Below are 21,403 nucleotides of genomic sequence, written 5' to 3' on the forward strand. Positions count from 1 at the left end.
ACCTCACGCAGACAGAACCACCCGTCAGGTCAGAACACTCGAGAAGAACACCGCCAGCTGATTGGCTCCGTGGACGATTCCGTCGAACACACCGTTGACCGCGGCGGCGGCTTGGGCCGGCCGGGTGAACAGGTAGAAGACCACGAACGCGACAGCCACGTAGGTGATCACCTTCTTGACCTGCATGGGGGGCCTCCTGCAGTTCGTTCCCAGCCGTATATACCCGAGTCTGGGCGATCCTTAGGCATCTCTGAAGATGTACATGATCCTAACCGGGGGGCTTCTTTCCTATGCCATGGTAAGGGCAGCGGACGGCGCGCGAGCGCCTGCCCCGCCGGTTTTTCCGCGCATCCGAAACCCTCGGCCGCCCTGACCAGGGAAGGGTCAGACGCCGAGGGTGGCCTCGCGCAGCGCGGCCACCGCGGCCGGATCACCGGTGAGCTCCACCCGGGCGTGTCCCTGCCGCCCGAAGCAGAACATCAGCAGCTCCGCCGCCCTGCCGGTGACCTCGACCCGGGCGTGTCCCTTGGGGCCGCCGAGCACCACGCCGCCGCCGAGCCGGTGCAGCACCACGCCGACGGGCGACTTGCGCAGCATCAGCCGGGCGCCGGTGGAGACCCGCTTCCAGATGAGCCGCTCGAGGTCCTCGGGCAGCTCGCGCGGCTCCCAGCCCGGCTGGGCGCGGCGCACGTCCTCGTGGTGGACGAACATCTCCAGCGTGTTGACCGCCTCGTCGAGCGCGGGCAGCAGGCCGTAGACGCCGCCCGGCTTGCGGACCAGGCCGACCAGCTCGGGGTAGGGGTGGCGGTCCTTCAGCCGCCGCTGCACCGAGGCGGTGTAGCCGGCGAGCGGCTTGAGCGCGATGCCGCCCATGGCGTCGGGCCTGCGCTCGCGCAGCGCGAGGTGGGCGGCCATGTCGTAGGTGGTCCAGCCCGTGCACAGGGTCGGCGCTTCGGGGCCGAGCCGGTCGAGCAGATCGCAGAGCGCGGTGCGTTCGCCACGAGCGTGAGTCACGTGGATCAGCCTACCGCTGGGAATAACCGACTGATCGGGCGTGATAGTGACATACGTACAAACAACAGACATGAGAGGAAACCCACGGAGTGGCGAGCAAGGTCACCTCGGCCGTGATGCGTCAAGGACTCCGCGTCCTTGGGGTGGCCATTCGCACCGAGAAGCTGGTTTTCACCCTTGCGGTGCTGGCCAGCGCCGTCTACGGCGGCATGACGGTCGCCTCCGCCTCCGCCCTCGGGTGGGCGACCCAGAACGTGGTGCTGGCCGCGTTCGCCGACGGCGAGGTCGCCGCGGGCGCGATGTGGACCGGCGTGTTGCTCATCGTCGGCGCCGCGCTGCTCAAGGCGATCGGCGTGGCGGGGCGCCGCATCCTGGCCGGCGTCCTGCAGTACCGCATGCAGGCCCGCTCCCGCCGCGACGTCACCAAACAGTACCTGCGGCTGCCGCTGGCCTGGCACCACCGGCACCCGACCGGGCAGCTGCTGTCGAACGCCAGCGCCGACGCCGAGGCCGCCTGGGCGCCGCTCGCGCCGCTGCCGATGGCCGTCGGCGTGATCGTCATGCTGGTCACCGCGGCGGTCGCGATGGTGGTGACCGACCTGGTGCTGGCGCTCGTGGGCTTCCTCATCTTCCCGGCCATCGCCGTGCTCAACCTGCTCTACCAGCGCAGGCTCAGCCCGCTCGCCACCCGAGCGCAGCAGCTGCGCGCCGAGGTCAGCGAGATCGCCCACGAGAGCTTCGACGGCGCGCTCGTCGTCAAGACGCTCGGCAGGGAGGAGCTGGAGACCGACCGGTTCCGGCGGCGCGCCCACGAGCTGCGCGACGCCAACATCGCCGTCGGACGCGTACGCGGCCTGTTCGACCCCATGCTGGAGGCGCTGCCCACGCTCGGCGTGCTCGCCGTGCTGGCCGTCGGCGCGGCCCGGCTGTCCGCGGGCGCGATCGACCCCGGCGGCCTGGTGCAGGTGGCCTACCTGTTCACGCTGCTGGCCTTTCCCATCAGGGCGCTCGGCTGGGTGCTTGCCGAGCTGCCGCGCAGCGTCGTCGGCTGGCAGCGGGTGCAGGCCGTGCTCGACGCCGACGGCTCCATGGAGTACGGCACCGCCGCCGCCCCGGCCTCCGACGCCCCCGCCGAGCTGAGCGTCAGCGGGGTCTCCTACGCCTACGGCGAGGCCCAGGTGCTGCACGACGTCACCTTCGACGTCCCCGCCGGGCGTACCGTCGCGCTGGTCGGCCCCACCGGGTCGGGCAAGTCCACGCTCGTGCAGCTCCTGGTGCGGCTGGTGGACCCCGACTCGGGGCGGGTGCTGCTCGACGGCGTGGACCTGCGCGAGCTGCCCTACGGCGCCGTGGCCGCCTCGGTGGCGCTGGTGCCGCAGCAGACGTTCCTGTTCGACGACACCGTACGCGGCAACGTCGCCCTGGGAGCCGAGGCCACCAATGAGATCAGCGACGACGACGTCTGGGGCGCCCTGCGCCTGGCCCAGGCCGACGGCTTCGTCGGCCGGCTGCCCGACGGCCTCGCCACCCGCGTCGGCGAGCGCGGCGCCTCGCTGTCCGGCGGCCAGCGCCAGCGCCTCGCCCTGGCCCGCGCGGTGGCCCGCCGCCCCCGCCTGCTCATCCTCGACGACGCCACCTCCAGCGTGGACCCGCAGGTCGAAGCCAAGATCCTGTACGGCCTGCGGGACGCCGCCGAGGCGTCCACCGTCGTGGTCGTCGCCTACCGGATGGCCACCATCGCCCTGGCCGACGAGGTCGTCTACCTCGACCACGGCCGCGTCGCCGACCGCGGCACCCACGACGAGCTCATCAAGCGCTGCGACGGCTACCGCAACCTGGTGACCGCCTACGAGCGCGAGGAGGCCGAGCGCACCGCGATCGAGCTGTCGGACATCGACGCGGACATAGACGCGGACATCGACATCGAGGAAGAAGGGGTCAGCGCATGACCGCGCAGAGCATCCACGGCAACGCCGAGCGCTCCGCGCTGGCCACGATCCGCCAGGGCCTGTCGCTGACGCCCGAGTTCCGCAAGGGCCTGCTCGGCACGCTGGCGCTGGCCGTGATCGCCACCCTGGGCAAGGTCATCGTGCCGGTCGCGGTGCAGCAGACCATCGACACCGGGCTCAAGAACGGCACGCCCGACGTCTCGTACATCACCAAGGCCGTGGTGATCTGCGCCGCCGCGGTGGTGCTGACCGCCCTGGCCGGGTACGTCATGAACGTCCGCCTCTACAAGGCCACCGAGTCCTCGCTCGCCACCCTGCGCGTCCGCGGCTTCCGCCACGTGCACGACCTGTCGGTGCTCACCCAGAACACCGAGCGCCGCGGCGCCCTGGTCTCCCGCGTCACCAACGACATCGACCAGATCAGCACGTTCATGCAGTGGGGCGGACTGATGATCATCGTGTCGTTCGGCCAGCTCTTCGTGGCCACGGTGCTGATGTTCGTCTACTCCTGGCAGCTCACGCTGCTGGTGTGGGTCTGCTTCATCCCGCTGATGATCGCCCTGCCGCGCTTCCAGCGGCTGCTGTCGCGGGCGTACACGACCGTGCGCGAGCGCACCGGCGACATGCTGGCCGCGGTCAGCGAGTCGGTGGTCGGCGCCGCCGTCATCAGGGCCTACGCCTCCGAGCGGCGCACCGCCGAGCGCGTCGACCGGGCCGTGGACGCCAACAAGAAGGCGCAGGTGCGGGCGCAGACCATCGTCGGGTTCGTCTTCCCGCTGACCGAGATCGTGGCCGCGGTCGCCATCGCCGGCATCGTGCTGCTCGGCGTGCGACTCGGCCTGTCGGGCGGCATCACGCAGGGGGAGCTGGTGGCGTTCCTGTTCCTCGTGACGCTGTTCGTCTCGCCGCTGCAGACCGCCACCGAGGTGCTGAACGAGGCCCAGAACGCGGTCGCGGGCTGGCGCCGCATCCTCGGCGTGCTCGACACCCCGCCCGACGTCGCCGACCCGGGTGAGCAGGGCGTGGTGCTGCCGCGCGGCCCCATCGAGGTGGCCTTCGAGGACGTGCACTTCTCCTACCCCGGCGGCGCGCCCGTGCTGAGCGAGATCACGCTCGCCATCCCGCCGCGCTCGCGGGTGGCCGTGGTGGGGGAGACCGGCTCGGGCAAGACCACGTTCGCCAAGCTCCTGACCAGGCTCATGGACCCGGCGGCGGGCCGCGTCACCGTGGACGGCCACGACCTGCGGAACGTGCGCTTCTCCTCGCTGCGCGAGCGCATCGTCATGGTGCCGCAGGACGGCTTCCTGTTCGACGGCACCCTGGAGGACAACATCCGCTACGGCAAGCCGTCGGCCACCGCGGAGGAGATCGAGCTGGCGCTGACCGAGCTGGGCCTGGCCGACTGGCTGGAGGGCCTGCCCGCGGGCCTCGCCACGCCGGTCGGGCAGCGCGGCGAGTCGCTGTCGGCGGGGGAGCGGCAGCTCGTCGCGCTGGCCCGCGCCTACCTCGCCGACCCCGACCTGCTCCTGCTGGACGAGGCCACCTCCGCAGTCGATCCGGCCACCGAGGTACGCCTGGCCCGCGCGCTCGAAGGCGTCACCAGGGGACGCACCGCGATCTCCATCGCCCACCGGCTGTCCACCGCGGAGAACGCCGACGAGGTGCTGGTCTTCGACGCGGGCCGCCTGGTGCAGCGCGGCCCGCACGCCGAGCTGGTCGGCGAGCCCGGCGTGTACGCCGACCTGCACGCCTCCTGGGTGTCGGCGGCCCGTTCATAGGAGGGCGTTCATAGGAGGGCGGCGGCCGGCTCGCGGCTGGGGGCGTCGCTCAGCAGGGCGGAGAACATCACCGTCGTGCCGGCCGGCCCCGACACGATCATCACCTGATCGCACAGCATGCCGGTCAGCCACAGCCCCCGCCCGCGGAAGTCGAGCCCCTCGGGCGGGCGCCCGTCGCCCATCCACCCCGCGGGCAGCCCCGGGCCCTCGTCGCTGACCTCGCACCACAGCCGGCCGGCGTGCGACCACAGCCGCAGCCGGCCGTGACCGCCGCCGTGCAGGACCGCGTTCGTGACGATCTCGTTGACGGCCAGGACGAAGTCCTCCAGGCCGCGGCCGGTCAGCCCCTCGGCTCTCGCGTGCTCGGTGACGGTCCTGCGCAGGAGCGTGATGCGGCCGCGGGCGAAGGCGGTGCAGAGCACCTGTCTACACATCGTCCGCCCGTCGTACGGCGATGTAGGCGTCCGCGCCGATCAGCCGCAGCACCCGGGCCATCGGGTCACGGCACAGCACCGTCGTCGTGCCGCGCGGCCTGGCCATCGCCGTCATCGTCAGCAGCTGGGCCGAGCCCGCGTCGATGAACTCGAGCCCGGCCGCGTCGATCACCACCTCGCCGGGCTCCTTCTCCAGCCGCTCAAGCAGTGAGGCGAACGCGGGCCTGTTGGTCAGGTCGACGTCGCCCCACACCCGCAGCCCCGACTCGGCGTGCGCGAAGCGCAGCAGCGCCTGCTCGGGGGAGATCGGGTGCACGGCGGCGGCGCGGTCGAGGGCGTCGCGGGGGAAGACGCCGCGGTCGTACTGGCAGACCGCCGCCAGCCAGCCCTCGCCGAACAGCTCGTTGACGGCCGCCTCGAAAGCCGCGTGCCCCGGCACGTCGCCCAGCCCCCAGGAGGCGTCGACCAGCGCGTACACGCCGTGCCTGCCGTCCCTGCGCGCCTGGTCGCGGGCCTCGGCCAGCTCGGCGTGCAGCCGCCCGAGGTCGAGGAAACCGTCGGTGAAGTGGGTGTCGGCGCAGGCCAGGATCGTGATCTGGCCGGCCTGCTCGGCGTCGGCGAACCCCGGCACCAGCGGCGCCAGCCACCTGCGCGTGCGCTCGGGGGTGTCGGTGTGGGTGATGATCACCACTTTGGTACGGCGGCGCAGGCCGTTCACGGTGAACGCCCGCGTGAGCGTCATCCGCTCCCGCTCGCCGTCGAACGGCAGGCAGACATGATCGCCCAGATCCGGATCCAGAACGGAGCCCGCGACGTGCACCACGATCCTGCCCTCCCCTAGCACGCGGTCGAGTCAGAAAGTACTCGCCCGGATGTGATCACGTACCGCATTCTCAGCAAAACGCACCGTGATCCGCCCCAGACCGGTGTACGTTTTCGGCGGAGCCGCCCACGGGAGGGGTTATGAGGAGCATGGGCGTGGATGTGCTGGAGATGTCGCGACACCATCACGGGGGTTCTGTGGTGGTGAGACTGGCGGGGGAGATGGACGTCGACAACGTCTCCCAAGTGCGGAAATGCCTGGACGAAGCGGTCGCCGCTCACGACTCCAAACTCGTCGTGGATCTGACAGCGCTGACCTTCATCGACACCACCGGCCTCGGCGTGCTGGTGCGGCTGCTCGCCTCACTGCGCGAGCGCGACCGTACGATGGCGCTCGTCGCCCCCGACGGCCAGGTGCTGCGCAGGCTCCGCAGGACGAACCTCGCGCCGCTCTTCCCCATCTACGACACCCTCCCCGAGGCGCTCGCCTGACGACGGGGGCGCGGCGGTGGCCTGGTTGAATGGCAGCATGTCCCTCGACCCGAAGATCGCCACGCGGTTGAAGCGCAACCCCGACGGTCTGGTGCCCGCGATCACCCAGCAGTACGACACCGGCGAGGTGCTCATGCTGGCCTGGATGAACGACGAGGCCCTGCATCGGACGCTCACCACCGGCAGGGCCACCTACTGGTCGCGCAGCCGCCAGGAGCTGTGGGTCAAGGGCGGCACCTCGGGCAACGTCCAGCACGTCAAGTCCGTGGCGCTCGACTGCGACGGCGACACCCTGCTGGTCAAGGTCGACCAGGTCGGCGCGGCCTGCCACACCGGCGACCGCACCTGCTTCGACGCCGGCCAGTTCGAGATCGTGAACGGCTGACACCATGCGCAGCGACAAGCGGGAGCTGTGGATCTGGGTCGCCGCGACCGTGCTCGGCTGCCTCCTGGTGCTCGTCGCGGCCGGGCAGGACTGGGCGCGGGTGCTCCAGAGCGGCGTGGCCGCGCCCACCGGCGGCGACCTCAGCCCCGTGCTCACCCCCGTGGCGCTGGCCGGGCTCGCCGGGGTGGTGGCCGTGCTCGCCAGCAAGGGCACCGGCCGCCGCGTCGTCGGCGCCGTGCTCGCCCTGTGCGGCGCGGGCGCCGCGGCGGCGACCTGGACGGCGCTCGGCGCGTCCGATGTGACCGGCTGGCTCGCCGAGCAGAACGCGCTGCGCGGCGCCACCGACGTGCCGTGGGAGAGCGCGCCGCTGTGGCCCGCCGTCGCGGCGGCGGGCGCGCTGCTGATGCTCGCCGGCGGCGTCACCGCGATCGTGCGCGGCGCCCGGTGGGCGGGCATGTCCGCCCGCTACGACCGGGCCCAGGCCACGCCCGGCGAGACGAAGGCGCAGGTCAGCGACGACAGGGCGCTCTGGGAGGCGCTCGACAGGGGCGACGACCCCACCGAAGGCCGCTGAACACCCGCTGAACACGGCCCGATGTCGAAACCTCCACTGTTCTGAGTCCTTGTCTTCTTGGCAAAGAATTCCTCACTAAGCTGCCGTATCAACTCGCCACGAATGATTGAGGAGCCAGCTCATGAGCTACGGGGATCAGAGCGGTAGCGGCGGCTACGGCGCGCAACCACCGGGCGGCGGCTACGGGCAGCAGCCCGGCTACGGCCAGCAGCAGCCGGGCTACGACGGAGGCTATGGTCAGCAGGCCCAGAGCGGCGGCTACGGCCAGCAGCCCCCGAGCGGAGGTGGCGGGTACAACCAGCAGCCTCCCAGCGGCGGCGGAGGTTACGGCCAGCAGCCGCCGAGCGGGGGCGGCTACGGTCAGCAGCCGCCGAGCGGGGGCGGCTACGGTCAGCAGCCCCAGAGCGGCGGAGGTTACGGTCAGCAGCCCCAGAGCAGCGGCGGCTACGGCCAGCAGCCGCCCAGCTACCCACAGGACCTCGGCTACGGCCAGATGCCCCCGAGCGGGGGCTACTCCCAGCAGCAGGGCTACGGCTACGACCAGCAGCAGGGCTACTACGGCGCGCCCCAGCAGCCCCGCTCCACCAACGGCATGGCGGTCGCCTCGCTCGTCCTCGGCATCATCGGCCTGGTCTTCTGCGGCCTCACCAGCATCCCCGGCGTGATCCTCGGCCACATCGCCCTCAACCGGATCAAGCGCACCGGCGAAGAGGGCTCGGGCATGGCCGTCGGCGGCCTGGTCACCTCCTACATCACCGTCGTGCTGTGGGTGCTGGGCTGGATCATCTTCGGCGGCATGCTGCTCTCGCTCATCGGGCTGAGCACCGCGGCCACCGCCACGTACGACTACTGAGCATCCAGGGAAGGCGGATACTGGAAACATGAGCCACGCGACAACCGAGCGGACAGGCACGCGGCGCCTGAAGGTCCTGCTCCCGCCGCTCGGCGTCGCGGCCGTCACCTGCTCGGCCTTCGTGGTCGCCGCCGTGGTCGACCCCAACGAGCCGGGCCACTACCCGACCTGCCCGTTCCTGTGGATCACCGGCCTCTACTGCCCGGGTTGCGGCACGCTGCGCACCATGCACGCGCTGGCCCACCTCGACCCCGTGGCGGCGCTCGGTCTCAACCCCCTGCTGGTGGTCATGCTGCCGATCCTGCTGTTCTGGTGGGGGCGCTGGGTCGTGCGCGCGTGGCGGGGCAGGTCCATGAGCACCGCCGTGCCGCACCCGGCGTGGCTGTGGGCGTTCATCGTGGTCGTCATGGTCTACTGGGTAGTCCGTAATCTGCCTTTCGGGGCGTTCCTCGCCCCATAGGCGGGGACCGGTGGTGAGGGCGCGTCGCTGAGGCCGATACCATCGCAGGACAAGGCAGAGAGCGGACGCCGACGCGAACTCTCCGCCACACCCCCAGAAGCCGACCGGAGGGACCTCAGCGCGTGAGTGAGCGGACGGAAGGGCCGAGTGTCCTCGACGACATCCTCGACGGGGTGCGCGCCGACCTCGCCGCACGTCAGCAGGCCGTCTCGATGGACGAGCTCAAGCAGCGGGCCGAGCGGGCGCAGCCGCCCAGAGACGCCATGGCCGCGCTCGGGGGCGACCGCATCTCGGTGATCGCGGAGGTCAAGCGCTCCAGCCCGTCGAAGGGCGCGCTCGCCGCGATCGCCGACCCCGCCGCGCTGGCGGCCGACTACGAAGCGGGCGGCGCCCACGTCATCAGCGTGCTCACCGAGCGCCGCAAGTTCGGCGGCAGTCTCGACGACCTCGCCGCCGTCCGCGCCCGCGTCGACATCCCGATCCTGCGTAAAGACTTCATCCTCACCTCCTACCAGCTGTGGGAGGCCCGCGCCCACGGCGCCGATCTGGCCCTGCTCATGGTCGTCTGCCTGGAGCAGGAGGCACTGGTCTCGCTCATCGAGCGCGCCGAGTCCATCGGGCTGACCCCGCTGGTCGAGGTGCACACAGAAGAGGAGCTCGAGCGGGCCGTCGCGGCCGGCGCGCGGGTCATCGGGGTCAACGCGCGAAATCTCAAGACACTCGAGGTCGACCGCGACGTCTTCGCGAAGATCGCGCCCAAGATCCCGGATAATGTCATCAAGATCGCGGAGTCGGGCGTGCGCGGCCCGCACGACCTGCTCGCCTACGCCAGGGCCGGCGCCGACGCCGTGCTGGTGGGCGAGAGCCTGGTCACCGGCAAGGATCCGCGCAAGGCAGTGGAGGCGCTGGTGACCGCCGGTGCTCATCCGTCGACGCGCCCCGACCACTCAGCAGAGGGATAGCAGTGGCAAACGAAGGCACCATCCTGACCGCCGCCGACCTGGCGGGCAACGGCGCGCACGGCGACGACCCCGACGTGCACGGCAAGTTCGGCATCTTCGGCGGCCGATACGTGCCCGAGGCGCTCATCCCGGCGCTCGACGAGGTGGCCGCGGTCTACGAGAAGGCCAAGAACGACGCGCAGTTCATCAAGGAGTTCGACCACCTGCTGCGCACCTACGCGGGCCGTCCCACCACGCTGACCGACGTGCCGCGCTTCAGCGAGCAGGCGGGCGGCGCGCGCGTCATACTCAAGCGCGAAGACCTCACCCACACCGGCGCCCACAAGATCAACAACGTGCTGGGCCAGGCGCTGCTGACCAAGCGGCTGGGCAAGAAGCGGGTCATCGCCGAGACCGGCGCCGGCCAGCACGGCGTGGCCACCGCCACCGCCGCCGCGCTGCTCGGCCTCGAGTGCGTCATCTACATGGGCGCCGTCGACTGCGAGCGCCAGGCGCTCAACGTCGCCAGGATGAAGCTGCTCGGCGCGACCGTGGTGCCCGTCACCAACGGCTCCCAGACCCTCAAGGACGCCATCAACGAGGCGTTCCGCGACTGGGTGACCAACGTCGACACCACCCACTACCTGTTCGGCACCGTCGCGGGCCCGCACCCGTTCCCCGAGATCGTGCGCGACTTCGCGCGCATCATCGGCGTCGAGGCCCGCCGCCAGATGCTCGAGCTGACCGGCCGGCTGCCCGACGCGGTCTGCGCCGCCGTCGGCGGCGGCAGCAACGCCATCGGCGCCTTCCACGCCTTCATCGGGGACGAGGGCGTCCAGCTGCACGGCTACGAGGCCGCCGGCCACGGCCTGGAGAGCGGAGAGCACGCGCTCACCCTCACCGCCGGCTCGGTCGGCGTGCTGCACGGCTCGCGCACCTACGTCCTGCAGGACGACGAGGGCCAGACCATCGAGTCCCACTCGATCTCCGCCGGCCTCGACTACCCCGGCGTCGGCCCCGAGCACGCCTGGCTCAAGGACACCGGCCGCGCCACCTACCACGGCGTCACCGACGACCAGGCGATGGCCGCGTTCTCGCTGCTGGCCAGGACCGAGGGCATCATCCCCGCCATCGAGTCCTCCCACGCGCTCGCCGGCGCGCTCGAGCTGGGCCGCGAGCTCGGCCCCGAGGCGATCATCCTGGTCAACCTCTCCGGGCGCGGCGACAAGGACATGGGCACGGCCATGAAGTACTTCAACCTGTGACACCGCCGGCCCGGTGACGCCCGAAGGCTTCGGGCCGGGCGCCGAGCAGGGCATCATGGTGGGATTCGACCTTCGGAACGGACAGACATGACGACTCTTCAGACGGTCTTCGCCAAGGCGAAGGCGGACAACCGGGCCGCGCTCGTCGGCTACCTGCCCGCGGGCTTCCCGTCGAAAGACGGCGCCGTCGCCGCCGCCGCGGCCCTGGTGGAGGCCGGCTGCGACGTCATCGAGATCGGCCTGCCCTATTCCGACCCGCTCATGGACGGGCCGACCATCCAGGACGCGGTGCACCGCTCGCTCGTCAACGGCACCCGCATCGCCGACGTCATGCGTACCGTCGAAGGCGTGGCCGCCACCGGCGCCGCGACGCTCGTCATGACCTACTGGAACCCGATCGACAAATACGGCGCCGACCGGTTCGCCCGCGACCTCGCCAACGCCGGCGGCGTCGGCACCATCACGCCCGACCTGACGCCCGAGGAGTCCGAGCCCTGGCGCGCGGCCTCCGCCGCGGCCGGCATCGACACGGTGTTCCTGGTCGCGCCCAGCTCCACCGAGCAGCGCATCAAGGCCGTCGTCGACTGCTGCACCGGGTTCGTCTACGCCGCCTCGCTCATGGGCGTCACGGGCGCCAGGGAGACCGTCAACGTCGCCGCCCAGGGCCTGGTCGAGCGCACCCGCGCCCACACCGACCTGCCCGTGTGCGTCGGCCTCGGCGTCGGCACCGGCGCCCAGGCGGCCGAGGTGGCCGGCTACGCCGACGGCGTGATCGTGGGCTCGGCCTTCATCCGCCGCATCCTCGACGCCCCCGACGAGGCGGTCGGCCGCGAGTCGATCGCCACCCTGGCCCGCGACATGGCGAAGGGCGTCCGCCGCTGACGCTTGGGCGCGGCCCGTACGAGGCCGCGCCGGGCCGATCGCACGCCGCATCGGACGTGCAGCCACGGCCACCACCTTGGACGTGCGAGGGCCTGCCCCTCCACCGGTTGCAAGGTGCGGGGGCACCGGTCCGGCTCGTGCCGCTCGCGGTGGGGTGCGCCGTTGGCCTGCTTCTCCGCCCCTGGGCGGGGCTCGGCCGTCACCTCACATGTGCTGACGCCCCGCGCGCCTTGCCGCCGTCCTTCGGCGCGCGGCCGACAGGGCCCGCCCTGCCCTCGCCCTGTGAGCGTGCGTTGCGCGCGCTCCTGACGTTCCGGACAGGGGATCGATCTTTGCCCGGTTGAGGCTGGGTTGCGGCGAACCTCCCAGTTCAATGGCGGGATACGCGCTTAGCCGACGCTTATCCCGGACGTGATCGGATAGTCGCGGGTACTGTGCGCTTTCCGGCGCAGAGAAAGAGGAGAACACTAGTGGCCGCGTCACAATCGTCACTGATGGCGAGAACGGCGATACCCTGGGTGACAACCGTCGCCCGGCTGGTTCTGGGCGGGGTGCTGATCGCGGCGGGCGCGCTCAAGATCGGCAACCCGGCCGACTCCGTGGTCGCGGTCAAGGCGTACCAGCTGCTGCCGGAATCGATCGCCGTCGCGGTGGGCTACGCACTGCCCATCCTGGAGATCGTGGTCGGCGTGCTGCTGGTCGTCGGTCTGCTGACCAGGGCGGCCGCGGTGATCGCCGCACTGCTCATGTTCGCGTTCGTCTTCGGCATCGCCTGGGCGTGGGCGAACGGCCTGCGGATCGACTGCGGCTGCTTCGGTGGCGGCGGCCAGCTGGGTGCCGGACAGGAGCCGACCTACCTGCTCGACATCCTGCGCGACTTCGGCCTCGTGCTGCTCGGCGCGTGGGCCGTGCGCTTCCCGCCGGGCCGCTTCGCGCTCGACGGAGCTCTCGGTCTCGGGGGCGACAATGGTGTTGATGAGGGGGAGGACGAAGGATGAGCAAGGGCGAGCGCACCAAGACCAAGTCACAGTCCGCGCGCGACAAGATCAAGGCGCAGCAGGCCGCTCAGCGGGCCCGCGACAAGCGCCGGCGCATCGTGACCTACACCACCGCGGGCGTGGTCGCCGTGGCGGCCGTCGGCCTCGGCTGGTGGTACGCCGCGAGCACCTCGCGCTCCGAGGAGGCCCTCGGCGCCCTCGCGCCGATCGCCGTGCAGTCCGACGGCACCGCGGTGATGGCCCAGAACGGCGTCACAGGGCCGGTCGTCGACATCTACGAGGACTTCCAGTGCCCGGCCTGTAAGGAGCTCGAGCGCGTCAGCGGCCAGACCTTCAAGAACCTCGCCGCCGAGGGCAAGGCCAAGGTCGTCTATCACCCGATCACGATCTTCTCGCAGGATCCGACGAGGGCCAACTCCGTACGCGCCGGCAGCGCGTCCCGCTGTGTCGCCGACGGCAAGCAGTGGATGGCCTTCCACGACCTGCTCTTCGAGAACCAGCCTCCGGAGACCGAGCAGGGTTTCCTGCCCGACCAGCTCAAGCAGTGGGGCAAGGAGGCCGGTGTCGACACGCCCGGCTTCGACCAGTGCGTGACCAGCAACAAGAACGCCGACGCGCAGCTGGCGTACAGCAAGAAGGTCACCGAAGAGCAGAAGCTCGATCACACGCCGACAGTGAAATTGAACGGAACAGAAATAGACAATCAGGTACTGTTCAGCCCGTCGCAGCTGCGTGATGAGATTACCGAGGCGGCCAAGTAGGCCCGCTTCCGCTACCCTCGCTTGACATGCCCCTAGCCTCGATTCCCAGCCCTTCAGAAGGGGTCTGGTATCTCGGAATCATCCCGATCCGGGCTTATGCGCTATGCATCGTGCTCGGCGTCATCGTCGCCGTCTGGCTGAGCGAGCGCCGCTGGCGCGCCCGCGGCGGCCAGGCGGGGACGATCGTGGACATCGCGGTTCCCGCGGTCATCTTCGGCCTGATCGGTGGCCGGCTCTACCACGTCATCACCGACTGGCAGACCTACTTCGGCAGCCGCGCGATCAAGGAGCCCTACCAGGCCCTGTTCATCTGGGAGGGCGGCCTCGGCATCTGGGGCGCCATCTCGCTGGGCGCGCTCGGCGTCTGGCTGGCCGTACGCAAACGCGGCCTGTCCATGAGCGCCATCGCCGACACGGTCGCGCCCGGCATCGCCTTCGCGCAGGGCATCGGCCGCTGGGGCAACTGGTTCAACCAGGAGCTCTACGGCTCGCCGACCACCCTGCCGTGGGGGCTCGAGATCGACATCGAGCACGGCGGCGAGCCCGGCGTGCTCTACCACCCGACCTTCCTGTACGAGTCGCTGTGGGACGTCGCGCTGGGCTTCCTGCTCATCTTCGCGGGGCGCCGCTTCGCGCTGCACCACGGCCGGCTGTTCGCCCTCTACGTCGCCGGCTACACGCTCGGCCGCTTCTGGATCGAGGGGCTGCGCATCGACCCGGTCGGCGGCGTCGATCACGCGGTCGAGTTCCTCGGGCTGCGCATCAACCAGTGGACCTCGATCGTGCTGTTCGTGCTCGCGCTGGTCTACTTCTTCGCCACCCGTGACAAGACGGGCGAGGAGATCGTGGCGCTGCCCGAGTCCGGCCCCGACGACGAGCCCGACCCGGCTCACGGCGCCGGCCAGGCCGACCCCGGCACGGGCGAGTCCTCGGCCACGACCGCCGGCTCTTCGTCCACGACTGCCGAGGGCCCGTCCGGGGAGCCACCGTCCGGAGCCTCCTCGGCCGATGACGCTGACGGCGACAAACCGTCCGGCACCGGCAGGCCGGGCGCCGAAGCCTCCACCTCCGACGCGTCGGGCTCTGACACCTCCGCCGCTGACACGTCCGTTTCCGATGCTCCTGGCTCTGACGCGGCCGGCCCTGTCTCTTCCACCTCTGGCGCGTCCGGTGCCTCCGACTCGGTCGGCGCTGACCCGGCCGCGTCCGGGTCGTCGGCGCAGGGCGACGATGTCGTTTCTGCGGCGGCCCAGGAGGAGGGCGAGCAGGCGGGGCCAGTGGAGGCCGAGACCGTGACGAAGGAGAAGAACCCCCGATGAGCGATCGCGCGGAGGTCCACCACAACCATCGCGACGTCACCGGAGGCTGGCTACGGCCCTCGGTGTTCGGCGCGATGGACGGCCTGGTGTCGAACTTCGCGCTCATCGCAGGTGTGGCCGGCGGCAGCACCAACCCCAGGGTGGTCGCGCTCGGCGGCGTCGCCGGGCTGGCCGCCGGAGCCCTGTCCATGGCGGGCGGCGAATACGTCTCCGTCGCCAGCCAGCGCGAGCTGGCCCAGGCCGAGATCGCCGTCGAGCGGCGCGAGCTGGCCCACCACCCCGAGGACGAGCTGGCCGAGCTGGCCCAGACCTTCGTCGACCAGGGCGTGACGCCCGCCCTGGCCGCCGAGGTCGCCCGCCAGATCTCCCGCAACCCCGACCGCGCGCTCGAGGTGCACTCCCGCAACGAGCTCGGCGTGGTGCCGGGCGAGCTGCCGTCGCCGGTGGTGGCCGCCGTCTCGTCGTTCGTGTCGTTCGCGGTGGGGGCGGCGCTGCCGCTGCTGCCGTACCTGTTCGGGGCGCGCGAGCTGGTGATCTCCGCTGTGGTGTCCTGCTGCGCGCTGTTCGCCGCAGGGGCGCTGGTGTCGGCGGTGACCGCCCGCCGCTGGTGGTACTCCGGGCTGCGGCAACTCCTGGTGGGGGCGGTGGCGGCAGCGGTCACCTTCGCCCTCGGCAACGTCATCGGGGCGGCGGGGCTGTGATGGCCCGCCGACGCGCCAACCCTGGTTCCGGCCGCTCCGGCGGCGACGGCACCGGCCGCAACCGCTCCAACTCCCGCCGCTCCGCCGCTGACTCCGGCCCAGAGCCCGGCTCCGGCTCGGAGTTCGGCTCCGGTTCCGAGTTCGGGTCGGGTTCCGAGTTCGGGTCGGGTTCTGGGTTCGGGTCGGGTTCTGGGTTCGGGTCGGGTTCTGGGTTCGGGTCGGAGGCTGCGCCGGGGTACGGGCCGGGGTACGGGCCGGGAGCCGGGCAGGGGCCCGGTGAAGGCGCCTGGCCCGGCGCGGGCGTCCCCGCCGACGGCCGGGACGGTGGCACCGGGCGCTTCGGTGGCTATGGCGTCGGCACGGACTATGTCGCCGGTGCGGGCGTGGGCCAGGGAGATGCCTACGGTGGCGCCAGGACAGGCGACGGCCGTGATGCTGGGACACGAGGCAGGCGCAGCGCTGGAAGGCGCGGCAGTCGTGGCGCTCACATGGATGGCGGTCGCGGTGCTGAGGCGCGCGGCGGCGGTGCTGGGATGGGCGTCGGCGGCGTTGGGACGGGCGCTGGCGGTGCTGGGGCGGGTGCCGGCGGCGTAGGGATGGGCGCTGGCGGCGTAGGGACCGGTGCTGGTGGTGCTCGGACAGGTGCTGGCGATGTCGGCCTTGGAGCTTGGTCGGATGCCGGCACCGAGAGCGGTCGGCGCGGCGACGGGTGGGAGGCCTTCGGCGACAGCCGGGGGCGGAGTCGTGGCCGTGGCAGGCGTGCCGCCGGAAACGCCCGGCCCCTGAGCGATGCCCCGCCCGCCGGTGACGGCCGATCGGGAACCGGCGGCTGGCCCGCCGACGACGCCCGGTCCAGTACCGGTGGTTGGCCTGCGAGCGATGGCACCTCAGGCACAGGTGGTTGGCCTGCGGCCGATGGTTCTTCGGGTACTGGTGGTTGGCCCGCGAGTGACGGTGGTTCGGGGACTGGTGGTTGGGCTGCTGGTGGTGGCCGCTCCAGTTCGGGTGGTCGGCCTGCGGGTGACGGTCGGTCGGGCACCGGCGGTTGGCCTGCGAGCGACGGCCGCTCAGGCACCGGTGGTTGGGCTGCGGCTGATGGGCGGTCGGGCACTGGCGGGTGGCGGGCTGGTGATGTCGGGTCGGCGGATGACGGTCGGCCTGCCTCCGACAGCTGGTTCGTTGATGACGGGCGGGCTGCTGGGGATGGTCGTTCGGTTGGTGAGGCGGTTCCGGGGGCCGGGGCCGAGGGTGGTAGGAGATCGCGTTCGGGGGGTCGGCGGGCGCGTCGCCACGGGCAGCCTGGTGCGGGCGGCACCGATGCCGCTGGGTGGCCGGTGGCGGGGGCGGGCACGCCCAGCGATGCCTGGTCGGCTGCTGGGACGGATCCCGGTAGGCATGGGGGAGGGGCTCGAAGCGGTGGCTGGGAGGCGGCCGGCAGTGGCAGGAAGGCGGCGTCCCGTGAGGAGAGCGGCCAGTCGGTAGCGGGGGCGGATGACATCTGGGAGCCGGCTGTCGAGGGCCGGGCCGAGGGTGAGGCGTCCAGGCGTTCTTTGGGTGGTCGTGGGCGCAGGGCCGCTCGCCGGGCCGAGCAGTCCGCGGCGTCGGCCAGCGGGGAGTGGTCGGCGACCGGGCCGGACGGGGATAGGCGTGCGACGTCCGGTCGTGGGCGGCGAGCGGCCACGGATGAGGGCGGCCGGGCTGCGGGCGGTGGTTCGCCGGCACCCGGGTCGGAGGACGGTAGGCGTGCCGCTACTGGTCGAGGACGCCGGCATGCGAACGTGGACAGCGATGCCCCATCGGCGGCGGTCGGCGAAGGCCGGGGCCGGGGTGGTGTCGAAGGCGCCCCCCTTGGCGGGGCTGGTGCCGCGAGCGACCCCCTCGGCCGGGCTGGTGCTGGGAGCGATGCCGCTGGTGCTGGTGGTGATGGCCGGGCTGATGTCGACGGTGGTCGGGGACGGGGTGCTGCCAAGGGGAGGCGGGCGGCTGCGGCCGGTGAGGCGTCCGCTGATGGGGATGAGGACTTCTGGAGTGGTTCCGGCGCTGCCGATGATGAGGGTGGGCAGCGGCGGAGGCTGGGGTTCCGTGGCCGGGGGAAGGGTGATGACCGGCGGGCCAAGGATGAGGTGGACTCCGGTTCGCGGGCGCGCGGTGGCCAGGATGACGACAGTGGCCTTGGGTTGCCGCTGGAGGGGCTGTCCCGGGGTGGTAAGCGGGGGCGGGTTGCCGCGGACGGGAGTGCGGCGAATGGTGGCGAGGCGTCGGAGGGCGTAGCCCGTGGTGAGGTTGAGGGGAACGGGCGGAAGCGGCGGCGGACGCCGCGTTCCGACTGGCAGTTCCCCATCCTCACCGACATGGGCATGCGGCCTGAGCGGCAGCGGCTCCTGGTGATCATCTCCACGGTGGTCGCCGTGATCGTGGCGGGGGTCGGGTTCGTGACGGTGGTCAGGTCGCTGGGGACGTACACGCCGGAGCGGCAGGCCACCGCGGCCGTGCTCGCACCGGACGCGGTGCTGCCCAAGGTGTTCCACGGCTGGGACTCGCCCAAGCTGTTCGACCCCGTGGCCGAGCGTACGAAGGACGGGAAGGCGTTGACGGAGAAGGAGGTGTTCAGCCAGAAGGAGCTGACCGTCTCCAAGAAGCTCAAGCTGAAGCTCGCCGCCAAGAAGCTCGACCGCGAGTGCTCGCAGGCGTTGCAGGGCGCGGAGCTCATCGAGTTGGCCGCCGAAGCAGGCTGTACGCAGACCGCCCGCGGCCTCTACCTCAGCTCCGACGGCCGCTACGTGGGCCAGTACACGCTGCTCAACCTCAAGGACGCCCAGTCGGCGGGCGACCTCGTGGAGCAGCTGAAGGTGCTCTACCGGGGCGGCTGGGTGCAGCCCCTGACCTCCGGCAAGGCCGCCTTCCCGCCCGGCGGCTACTCCGAGGCGGGCGGCTACGCGCTCGGCCACTACGTCGGGCTGGTGTGGCTGGGCCGGGTGGACGGCGCCGAGCCCACCGCCAAGGACGACTACGTCTCGCTCACCCTCGCCCTGCGCGGGGCCGAGAAGGCGGTCTACCGTCGTGTCGTGTCGATCACGGGGCCGTCGTCCTGATGTCCCGGCGCGTGTTCCTGTCGTTGACGGCCGGTGTGCTGGTCGTGGCCGTCGCCGTGGGCGGATGGATGTGGCTGGGCAGGGAGACGCCCCGGCCGTCCGCCCTGCGTACCGAAGCGACCTCCGCCTTCTACGCGGCCATCGACAGCCGCCAGCACGACGCCACCCCGCTCACCGCCGACGAGGTCTTCCCCTCCTCCGCCGCGGCCCTGGGCGCCCTGCGCCGGGTCGCGGCCGACGTGTTCACCGACTGCTCCGAGCTTCTGTCGGGCACCACGGCCGAGGGGTGCACGCAGGCGTTGCGGGCGACGTACCAGGGCGGGTCGGTGGCGGGCCAGTTCGTCATCTTCAACCTGAGCGACGGGCGGGCGGCCGACGCGCTGGTGACCGACCTGCGCAAGGATGCGTTCGTGCGGCAGGACATCCCCTTCGAGGTCGCCGGCAGCAGCGCCCAGGTTCGCGCGATGGGGCATTACGTGACGGTGAGCTGGGTGGGCGGGAAGGCATCCGCACAGGATCTGGTCACCGCCCTCATCGCCCTGGACGGGTTGGGACGGGTGGTCCAGAGCCGCATCGTGGCGGCGACGTAGGACCTGCCGGCTTCCGCCCGCACGCGCGGCTTGGGTCCGCCTGCCCGCTGCGCGATGGGTGATGGATGGGCCAGGCGGAAATCAGGCGGTGCGCGGGTGCCGCGCGATGAGGGCACGGCATGGCCGGTGCTGAGCCGGGCGGACGGTGCCGGATGCTCAGGCCGGGCGTGGCGGGGTGCTCGTCTGCTGCGCGACGGGTACCGGGCCGGGCGCGGTGCGTGACGGGTGCCGGGCCGGGTGCGGTGGGTGCCGGGTTGCTCGGGTCAGGGGTGGTGGGTGCGTCCCCTAGGACAGGCGTGATCGCAGGTTGAGCTGTGGGTGTCTCAACGCGCGGAGTTCGGGCGGGCGGGTCAGGTTGTGGTGGTGAGGGCGGTGACCGTGGTGGTGACTGCCGACGGCAGCGCGGAGAGGTGGTGCAGCGGGGTTTCGAGGGGGGTCAGGGCGTCGGACCAGCCGGCGGCCTCGCGGATCAGGGCGCGGGCTTCGTTCTTGGTGAGGGTCGTGCCCTGGGCGCGGGCGACGGCGATCAGGGCCTCGCGCCACGTGTTGGCGATCTTGGCGTGTCCGTTGTCGAGGATCCTGCGCAGCACCGCCTCGGCCTCGCCGGTGGGCTGGGGACGGCGTACGGCGTTGTAGGCGGTCGCGGTCGCGTCGCGGACGTCGTACACGGTGGTGAGCACTTCCGGCAGGGGCGGCAGAGCCGCGCCCACGACGCGGACGTGAGCGGCGCGGGTGGCCAGCAGCAGGCGCGGGATCGCGGCCTCCAGGCCGGGCGGCACGGAGACGGCCACCCGGGTCGGCACGGTGGCGTGGGGTTTGGCCAGCCAGGTGGAGAGCCTGACACGGGGCTGGGTGAGGTCCTTCGGCCACTCGCCGACCAGCAGGTCGGGCTCGAAATCGGCGAGTGACTCGGCCTGCGCCACCGACCGGCCCGCGCTCTCGATCGACTGCGGGCCCTGTGTGTAGATGGCGGTGGACTGGCGGGACAGGCGCGACTGCACGGCGGGGCGGGTCTTGCTGGTGGGGCGCAGGAGGTAGAGGTCGGCGGCCGAGCCGATGGCCTCCGCGCCGAAGTATCGGTTGAAGTCGGGGTACATGGCCTCGTAGGCGAGGTTGAGCTCGGTCAGCTCCTGCTGGACCTTGAGCGCCAGCATCGGGGTGCGCTCGCTCGCCCCGTACGCCAGCAACACCCGCCCTTCGTCCCGCAGCCCCTCCACCGCGCGCGCCACGAACAGGCCGATGCCCTCCGGCGTGTACGGCGGATCGGTGAGCGCCAGGTCGTGGTCACGAGCCGAGGCGGGCAGGCCGAGCCGGAGGTCGGCCCAGCGCGTACGGACGCCGAGGTGCTGCTCGTCGATGTAGGCCAGGATGCGCTCGTCCACGTCGACCACCGTCACATCCGTCTCCGGATGCACCAGCTTGACGGCCAGCGAGGTCAGGTCGTGGTCGCCCACGCACAGCAGCCGGGTGCCGGGCAGCCAGAAGCGGGCCCCGAGCAGCAGCGCCCGCCGCAGCACGGTCTCGGGCGTGGCGGAGACGTGGTCGAGCACGTGGCGGGCACGCGGCGCCTTGGCGATGAGGCCGGTGAGGCGGTCGAGCACGTGGGCGTAGTGGGGGACGAGATGCGCCACCGGGTCCTCCGGTGGCGGTGCCACGGCGATGAGGTCCTGGTAGGCGGGCGTGTCGATGAGAGGGACACGCATCCGGTCGCCGTCGTGCTCCAGCGTGAGCTCGCGGAGCAGGGCCTCGATGGTACGCCGCGACGTCGCGGTCTCCCTCACCAGGCCGGCCGGCGTCCACCACTGGCCGTCGCACAGCAGGGCCAAGGCGTGCCGCAGCCGCCTGCTGTCGGCCCTGGCCTCGGTGAGCAGCCGTTCCACCCCGTCACGCTCCATGACCGAACCCTATCGGTGCCTTACCCTCAAGATCCCCGCCCACCGCCGCCCGCCGGGTCGAAGGCCGATTCCCCCAACAGGGCGGGCCCGCTTGCACGTGTGCCGCAGCGGCGACGGTGGTGTCGATGGGGCGTGGGTGGCCGGTATTCAGGTTTGGGCTGGGGTAAGGCCGGGGCCGGAAGTGGGGGCGAAGGGGAC

Annotated in this window: 21 protein-coding genes; 16 read left to right on the plus strand and 5 right to left on the minus strand. The window is 71.8% G+C overall.

Annotated features, from left to right (window positions below; translation table 11 throughout):
* Window positions 1-24 precede the first annotated feature (24 nt).
* Entirely contained in the window at window positions 25-186 is a 162-nt protein-coding gene (locus AB0K12_RS22670) for a hypothetical protein (RefSeq protein ID WP_345401436.1), read from the minus strand.
* Between the two features lie 198 nt (window positions 187-384).
* Window positions 385-1,014, minus strand: a complete 630-nt coding sequence (locus AB0K12_RS22675) for a TIGR03085 family metal-binding protein (protein WP_364564345.1) — start codon at window positions 1,012-1,014, stop codon at window positions 385-387.
* A gap of 116 nt (window positions 1,015-1,130) precedes the next feature.
* Between AB0K12_RS22675 and AB0K12_RS22680 the strand changes: the two genes are divergently transcribed.
* Together AB0K12_RS22680 and AB0K12_RS22685 are read left to right on the plus strand one after the other, a co-directional pair.
* Window positions 1,131-2,963 (plus strand): ABC transporter ATP-binding protein, encoded by a 1,833-nt coding sequence (locus AB0K12_RS22680; RefSeq protein ID WP_364564999.1) that lies wholly within the window; start codon window positions 1,131-1,133, stop codon window positions 2,961-2,963.
* Window positions 2,960-4,741, plus strand: coding sequence for an ABC transporter ATP-binding protein (locus AB0K12_RS22685; protein ID WP_364564348.1), 1,782 nt, complete (start codon window positions 2,960-2,962; stop codon window positions 4,739-4,741). Before AB0K12_RS22680 ends, AB0K12_RS22685 begins: the two co-directional genes overlap by 4 nt.
* A gap of 8 nt (window positions 4,742-4,749) precedes the next feature.
* Here the strand turns inward: AB0K12_RS22685 and AB0K12_RS22690 are convergent, their stop codons facing one another.
* Entirely contained in the window at window positions 4,750-5,175 is a 426-nt protein-coding gene (locus AB0K12_RS22690) for an ATP-binding protein (protein WP_364564351.1), read from the minus strand.
* Window positions 5,168-5,998 (minus strand): MEDS domain-containing protein, encoded by an 831-nt coding sequence (locus AB0K12_RS22695; RefSeq protein ID WP_364564354.1) that lies wholly within the window; start codon window positions 5,996-5,998, stop codon window positions 5,168-5,170. The genes AB0K12_RS22690 and AB0K12_RS22695 overlap by 8 nt, the downstream gene beginning before the upstream one ends.
* A 170-nt stretch (window positions 5,999-6,168) precedes the next feature.
* Between AB0K12_RS22695 and AB0K12_RS22700 the strand changes: the two genes are divergently transcribed.
* From AB0K12_RS22700 to AB0K12_RS22765, 14 genes are all read left to right on the plus strand, one after another.
* A complete protein-coding gene (locus AB0K12_RS22700) occupies window positions 6,169-6,489 on the plus strand; it encodes an STAS domain-containing protein (protein ID WP_364565002.1) in 321 nt (106 codons plus the stop codon).
* 37 nt (window positions 6,490-6,526) lie between these two features.
* A complete protein-coding gene (hisI, locus tag AB0K12_RS22705) occupies window positions 6,527-6,874 on the plus strand; it encodes a phosphoribosyl-AMP cyclohydrolase (protein ID WP_364564358.1) in 348 nt (115 codons plus the stop codon).
* A 4-nt stretch (window positions 6,875-6,878) separates the two neighbouring features.
* Window positions 6,879-7,448, plus strand: coding sequence for a Trp biosynthesis-associated membrane protein (locus tag AB0K12_RS22710; protein WP_364564361.1), 570 nt, complete (start codon window positions 6,879-6,881; stop codon window positions 7,446-7,448).
* 121 nt (window positions 7,449-7,569) lie between these two features.
* On the plus strand, window positions 7,570-8,301 hold the full coding sequence (locus AB0K12_RS22715; protein WP_364564364.1) for a DUF4190 domain-containing protein: 732 nt from the start codon (window positions 7,570-7,572) through the stop codon (window positions 8,299-8,301).
* A gap of 28 nt (window positions 8,302-8,329) precedes the next feature.
* Window positions 8,330-8,761, plus strand: a complete 432-nt coding sequence (locus AB0K12_RS22720; RefSeq protein ID WP_364564367.1) for a DUF2752 domain-containing protein — start codon at window positions 8,330-8,332, stop codon at window positions 8,759-8,761.
* A 122-nt stretch (window positions 8,762-8,883) separates the two neighbouring features.
* On the plus strand, window positions 8,884-9,723 hold the full coding sequence (gene trpC, locus AB0K12_RS22725) for an indole-3-glycerol phosphate synthase TrpC (RefSeq protein ID WP_364564370.1): 840 nt from the start codon (window positions 8,884-8,886) through the stop codon (window positions 9,721-9,723).
* Window positions 9,724-9,761: 38 nt separating this feature from the next.
* Window positions 9,762-10,967 carry a tryptophan synthase subunit beta gene (trpB, locus tag AB0K12_RS22730; RefSeq protein ID WP_345409700.1) on the plus strand — a complete coding sequence of 402 codons (1,206 nt, stop codon included), beginning with the start codon at window positions 9,762-9,764 and terminating at the stop codon, window positions 10,965-10,967.
* An 87-nt stretch (window positions 10,968-11,054) separates the two neighbouring features.
* Complete coding sequence (gene trpA / locus AB0K12_RS22735) at window positions 11,055-11,849, plus strand: tryptophan synthase subunit alpha (RefSeq protein WP_364564373.1); 795 nt, start codon at window positions 11,055-11,057, stop codon at window positions 11,847-11,849.
* A 518-nt stretch (window positions 11,850-12,367) separates the two neighbouring features.
* Complete coding sequence (locus AB0K12_RS22740) at window positions 12,368-12,847, plus strand: MauE/DoxX family redox-associated membrane protein (protein WP_364564376.1); 480 nt, start codon at window positions 12,368-12,370, stop codon at window positions 12,845-12,847.
* Window positions 12,844-13,608 carry a thioredoxin domain-containing protein gene (locus AB0K12_RS22745; RefSeq protein ID WP_364564379.1) on the plus strand — a complete coding sequence of 255 codons (765 nt, stop codon included), beginning with the start codon at window positions 12,844-12,846 and terminating at the stop codon, window positions 13,606-13,608. Before AB0K12_RS22740 ends, AB0K12_RS22745 begins: the two co-directional genes overlap by 4 nt.
* Window positions 13,609-13,634: 26 nt before the next feature.
* Complete coding sequence (lgt, locus tag AB0K12_RS22750; RefSeq protein ID WP_364564381.1) at window positions 13,635-14,927, plus strand: prolipoprotein diacylglyceryl transferase; 1,293 nt, start codon at window positions 13,635-13,637, stop codon at window positions 14,925-14,927.
* Window positions 14,924-15,628 (plus strand): VIT1/CCC1 transporter family protein, encoded by a 705-nt coding sequence (locus tag AB0K12_RS22755; protein ID WP_364564383.1) that lies wholly within the window; start codon window positions 14,924-14,926, stop codon window positions 15,626-15,628. The genes lgt and AB0K12_RS22755 overlap by 4 nt, the downstream gene beginning before the upstream one ends.
* Before the next feature lie 2,351 nt (window positions 15,629-17,979).
* Window positions 17,980-18,720: a hypothetical protein gene (locus AB0K12_RS22760; RefSeq protein ID WP_364564387.1), complete on the plus strand. Its 741-nt coding sequence runs from the start codon at window positions 17,980-17,982 to the stop codon at window positions 18,718-18,720.
* Window positions 18,720-19,310, plus strand: a complete 591-nt coding sequence (locus AB0K12_RS22765; RefSeq protein ID WP_364564389.1) for a hypothetical protein — start codon at window positions 18,720-18,722, stop codon at window positions 19,308-19,310. The genes AB0K12_RS22760 and AB0K12_RS22765 overlap by 1 nt, the downstream gene beginning before the upstream one ends.
* A 350-nt stretch (window positions 19,311-19,660) precedes the next feature.
* Here AB0K12_RS22765 and AB0K12_RS22770 read toward each other — a convergent pair whose 3' ends face one another.
* Window positions 19,661-21,205: a bis-aminopropyl spermidine synthase family protein gene (locus AB0K12_RS22770; protein ID WP_364564392.1), complete on the minus strand. Its 1,545-nt coding sequence runs from the start codon at window positions 21,203-21,205 to the stop codon at window positions 19,661-19,663.
* Window positions 21,206-21,403: the final 198 nt, after the last annotated feature.

The sequence above is a fragment of the Nonomuraea sp. NPDC049419 genome (genome assembly GCF_040676995.1).
Lineage (GTDB): Bacteria > Actinomycetota > Actinomycetes > Streptosporangiales > Streptosporangiaceae > Nonomuraea > Nonomuraea salmonea.

What these genes read in the sequence shown, in the direction of transcription:
- AB0K12_RS22765 (WP_364564389.1), top strand. Translation starts at nt 18,720, where the DNA reads ATGTCCCGGCGCGTGTTCCTGTCGTTGACGGCCGGTGTGCTGGTCGTG.
- AB0K12_RS22700 (WP_364565002.1), top strand. Translation starts at nt 6,169, where the DNA reads ATGTCGCGACACCATCACGGGGGTTCTGTGGTGGTGAGACTGGCGGGG.
- AB0K12_RS22720 (WP_364564367.1), top strand. Translation starts at nt 8,330, where the DNA reads ATGAGCCACGCGACAACCGAGCGGACAGGCACGCGGCGCCTGAAGGTC.
- AB0K12_RS22680 (WP_364564999.1), top strand. Translation starts at nt 1,131, where the DNA reads ATGCGTCAAGGACTCCGCGTCCTTGGGGTGGCCATTCGCACCGAGAAG.
- AB0K12_RS22710 (WP_364564361.1), top strand. Translation starts at nt 6,879, where the DNA reads ATGCGCAGCGACAAGCGGGAGCTGTGGATCTGGGTCGCCGCGACCGTG.
- trpA (WP_364564373.1), top strand. Translation starts at nt 11,055, where the DNA reads ATGACGACTCTTCAGACGGTCTTCGCCAAGGCGAAGGCGGACAACCGG.
- AB0K12_RS22755 (WP_364564383.1), top strand. Translation starts at nt 14,924, where the DNA reads ATGAGCGATCGCGCGGAGGTCCACCACAACCATCGCGACGTCACCGGA.
- AB0K12_RS22745 (WP_364564379.1), top strand. Translation starts at nt 12,844, where the DNA reads ATGAGCAAGGGCGAGCGCACCAAGACCAAGTCACAGTCCGCGCGCGAC.
- lgt (WP_364564381.1), top strand. Translation starts at nt 13,635, where the DNA reads ATGCCCCTAGCCTCGATTCCCAGCCCTTCAGAAGGGGTCTGGTATCTC.
- AB0K12_RS22690 (WP_364564351.1), bottom strand. Translation starts at nt 5,175, where the DNA reads ATGTGTAGACAGGTGCTCTGCACCGCCTTCGCCCGCGGCCGCATCACG.
- AB0K12_RS22670 (WP_345401436.1), bottom strand. Translation starts at nt 186, where the DNA reads ATGCAGGTCAAGAAGGTGATCACCTACGTGGCTGTCGCGTTCGTGGTC.
- hisI (WP_364564358.1), top strand. Translation starts at nt 6,527, where the DNA reads ATGTCCCTCGACCCGAAGATCGCCACGCGGTTGAAGCGCAACCCCGAC.
- AB0K12_RS22685 (WP_364564348.1), top strand. Translation starts at nt 2,960, where the DNA reads ATGACCGCGCAGAGCATCCACGGCAACGCCGAGCGCTCCGCGCTGGCC.
- AB0K12_RS22760 (WP_364564387.1), top strand. Translation starts at nt 17,980, where the DNA reads ATGGGCATGCGGCCTGAGCGGCAGCGGCTCCTGGTGATCATCTCCACG.
- AB0K12_RS22715 (WP_364564364.1), top strand. Translation starts at nt 7,570, where the DNA reads ATGAGCTACGGGGATCAGAGCGGTAGCGGCGGCTACGGCGCGCAACCA.
- AB0K12_RS22770 (WP_364564392.1), bottom strand. Translation starts at nt 21,205, where the DNA reads ATGGAGCGTGACGGGGTGGAACGGCTGCTCACCGAGGCCAGGGCCGAC.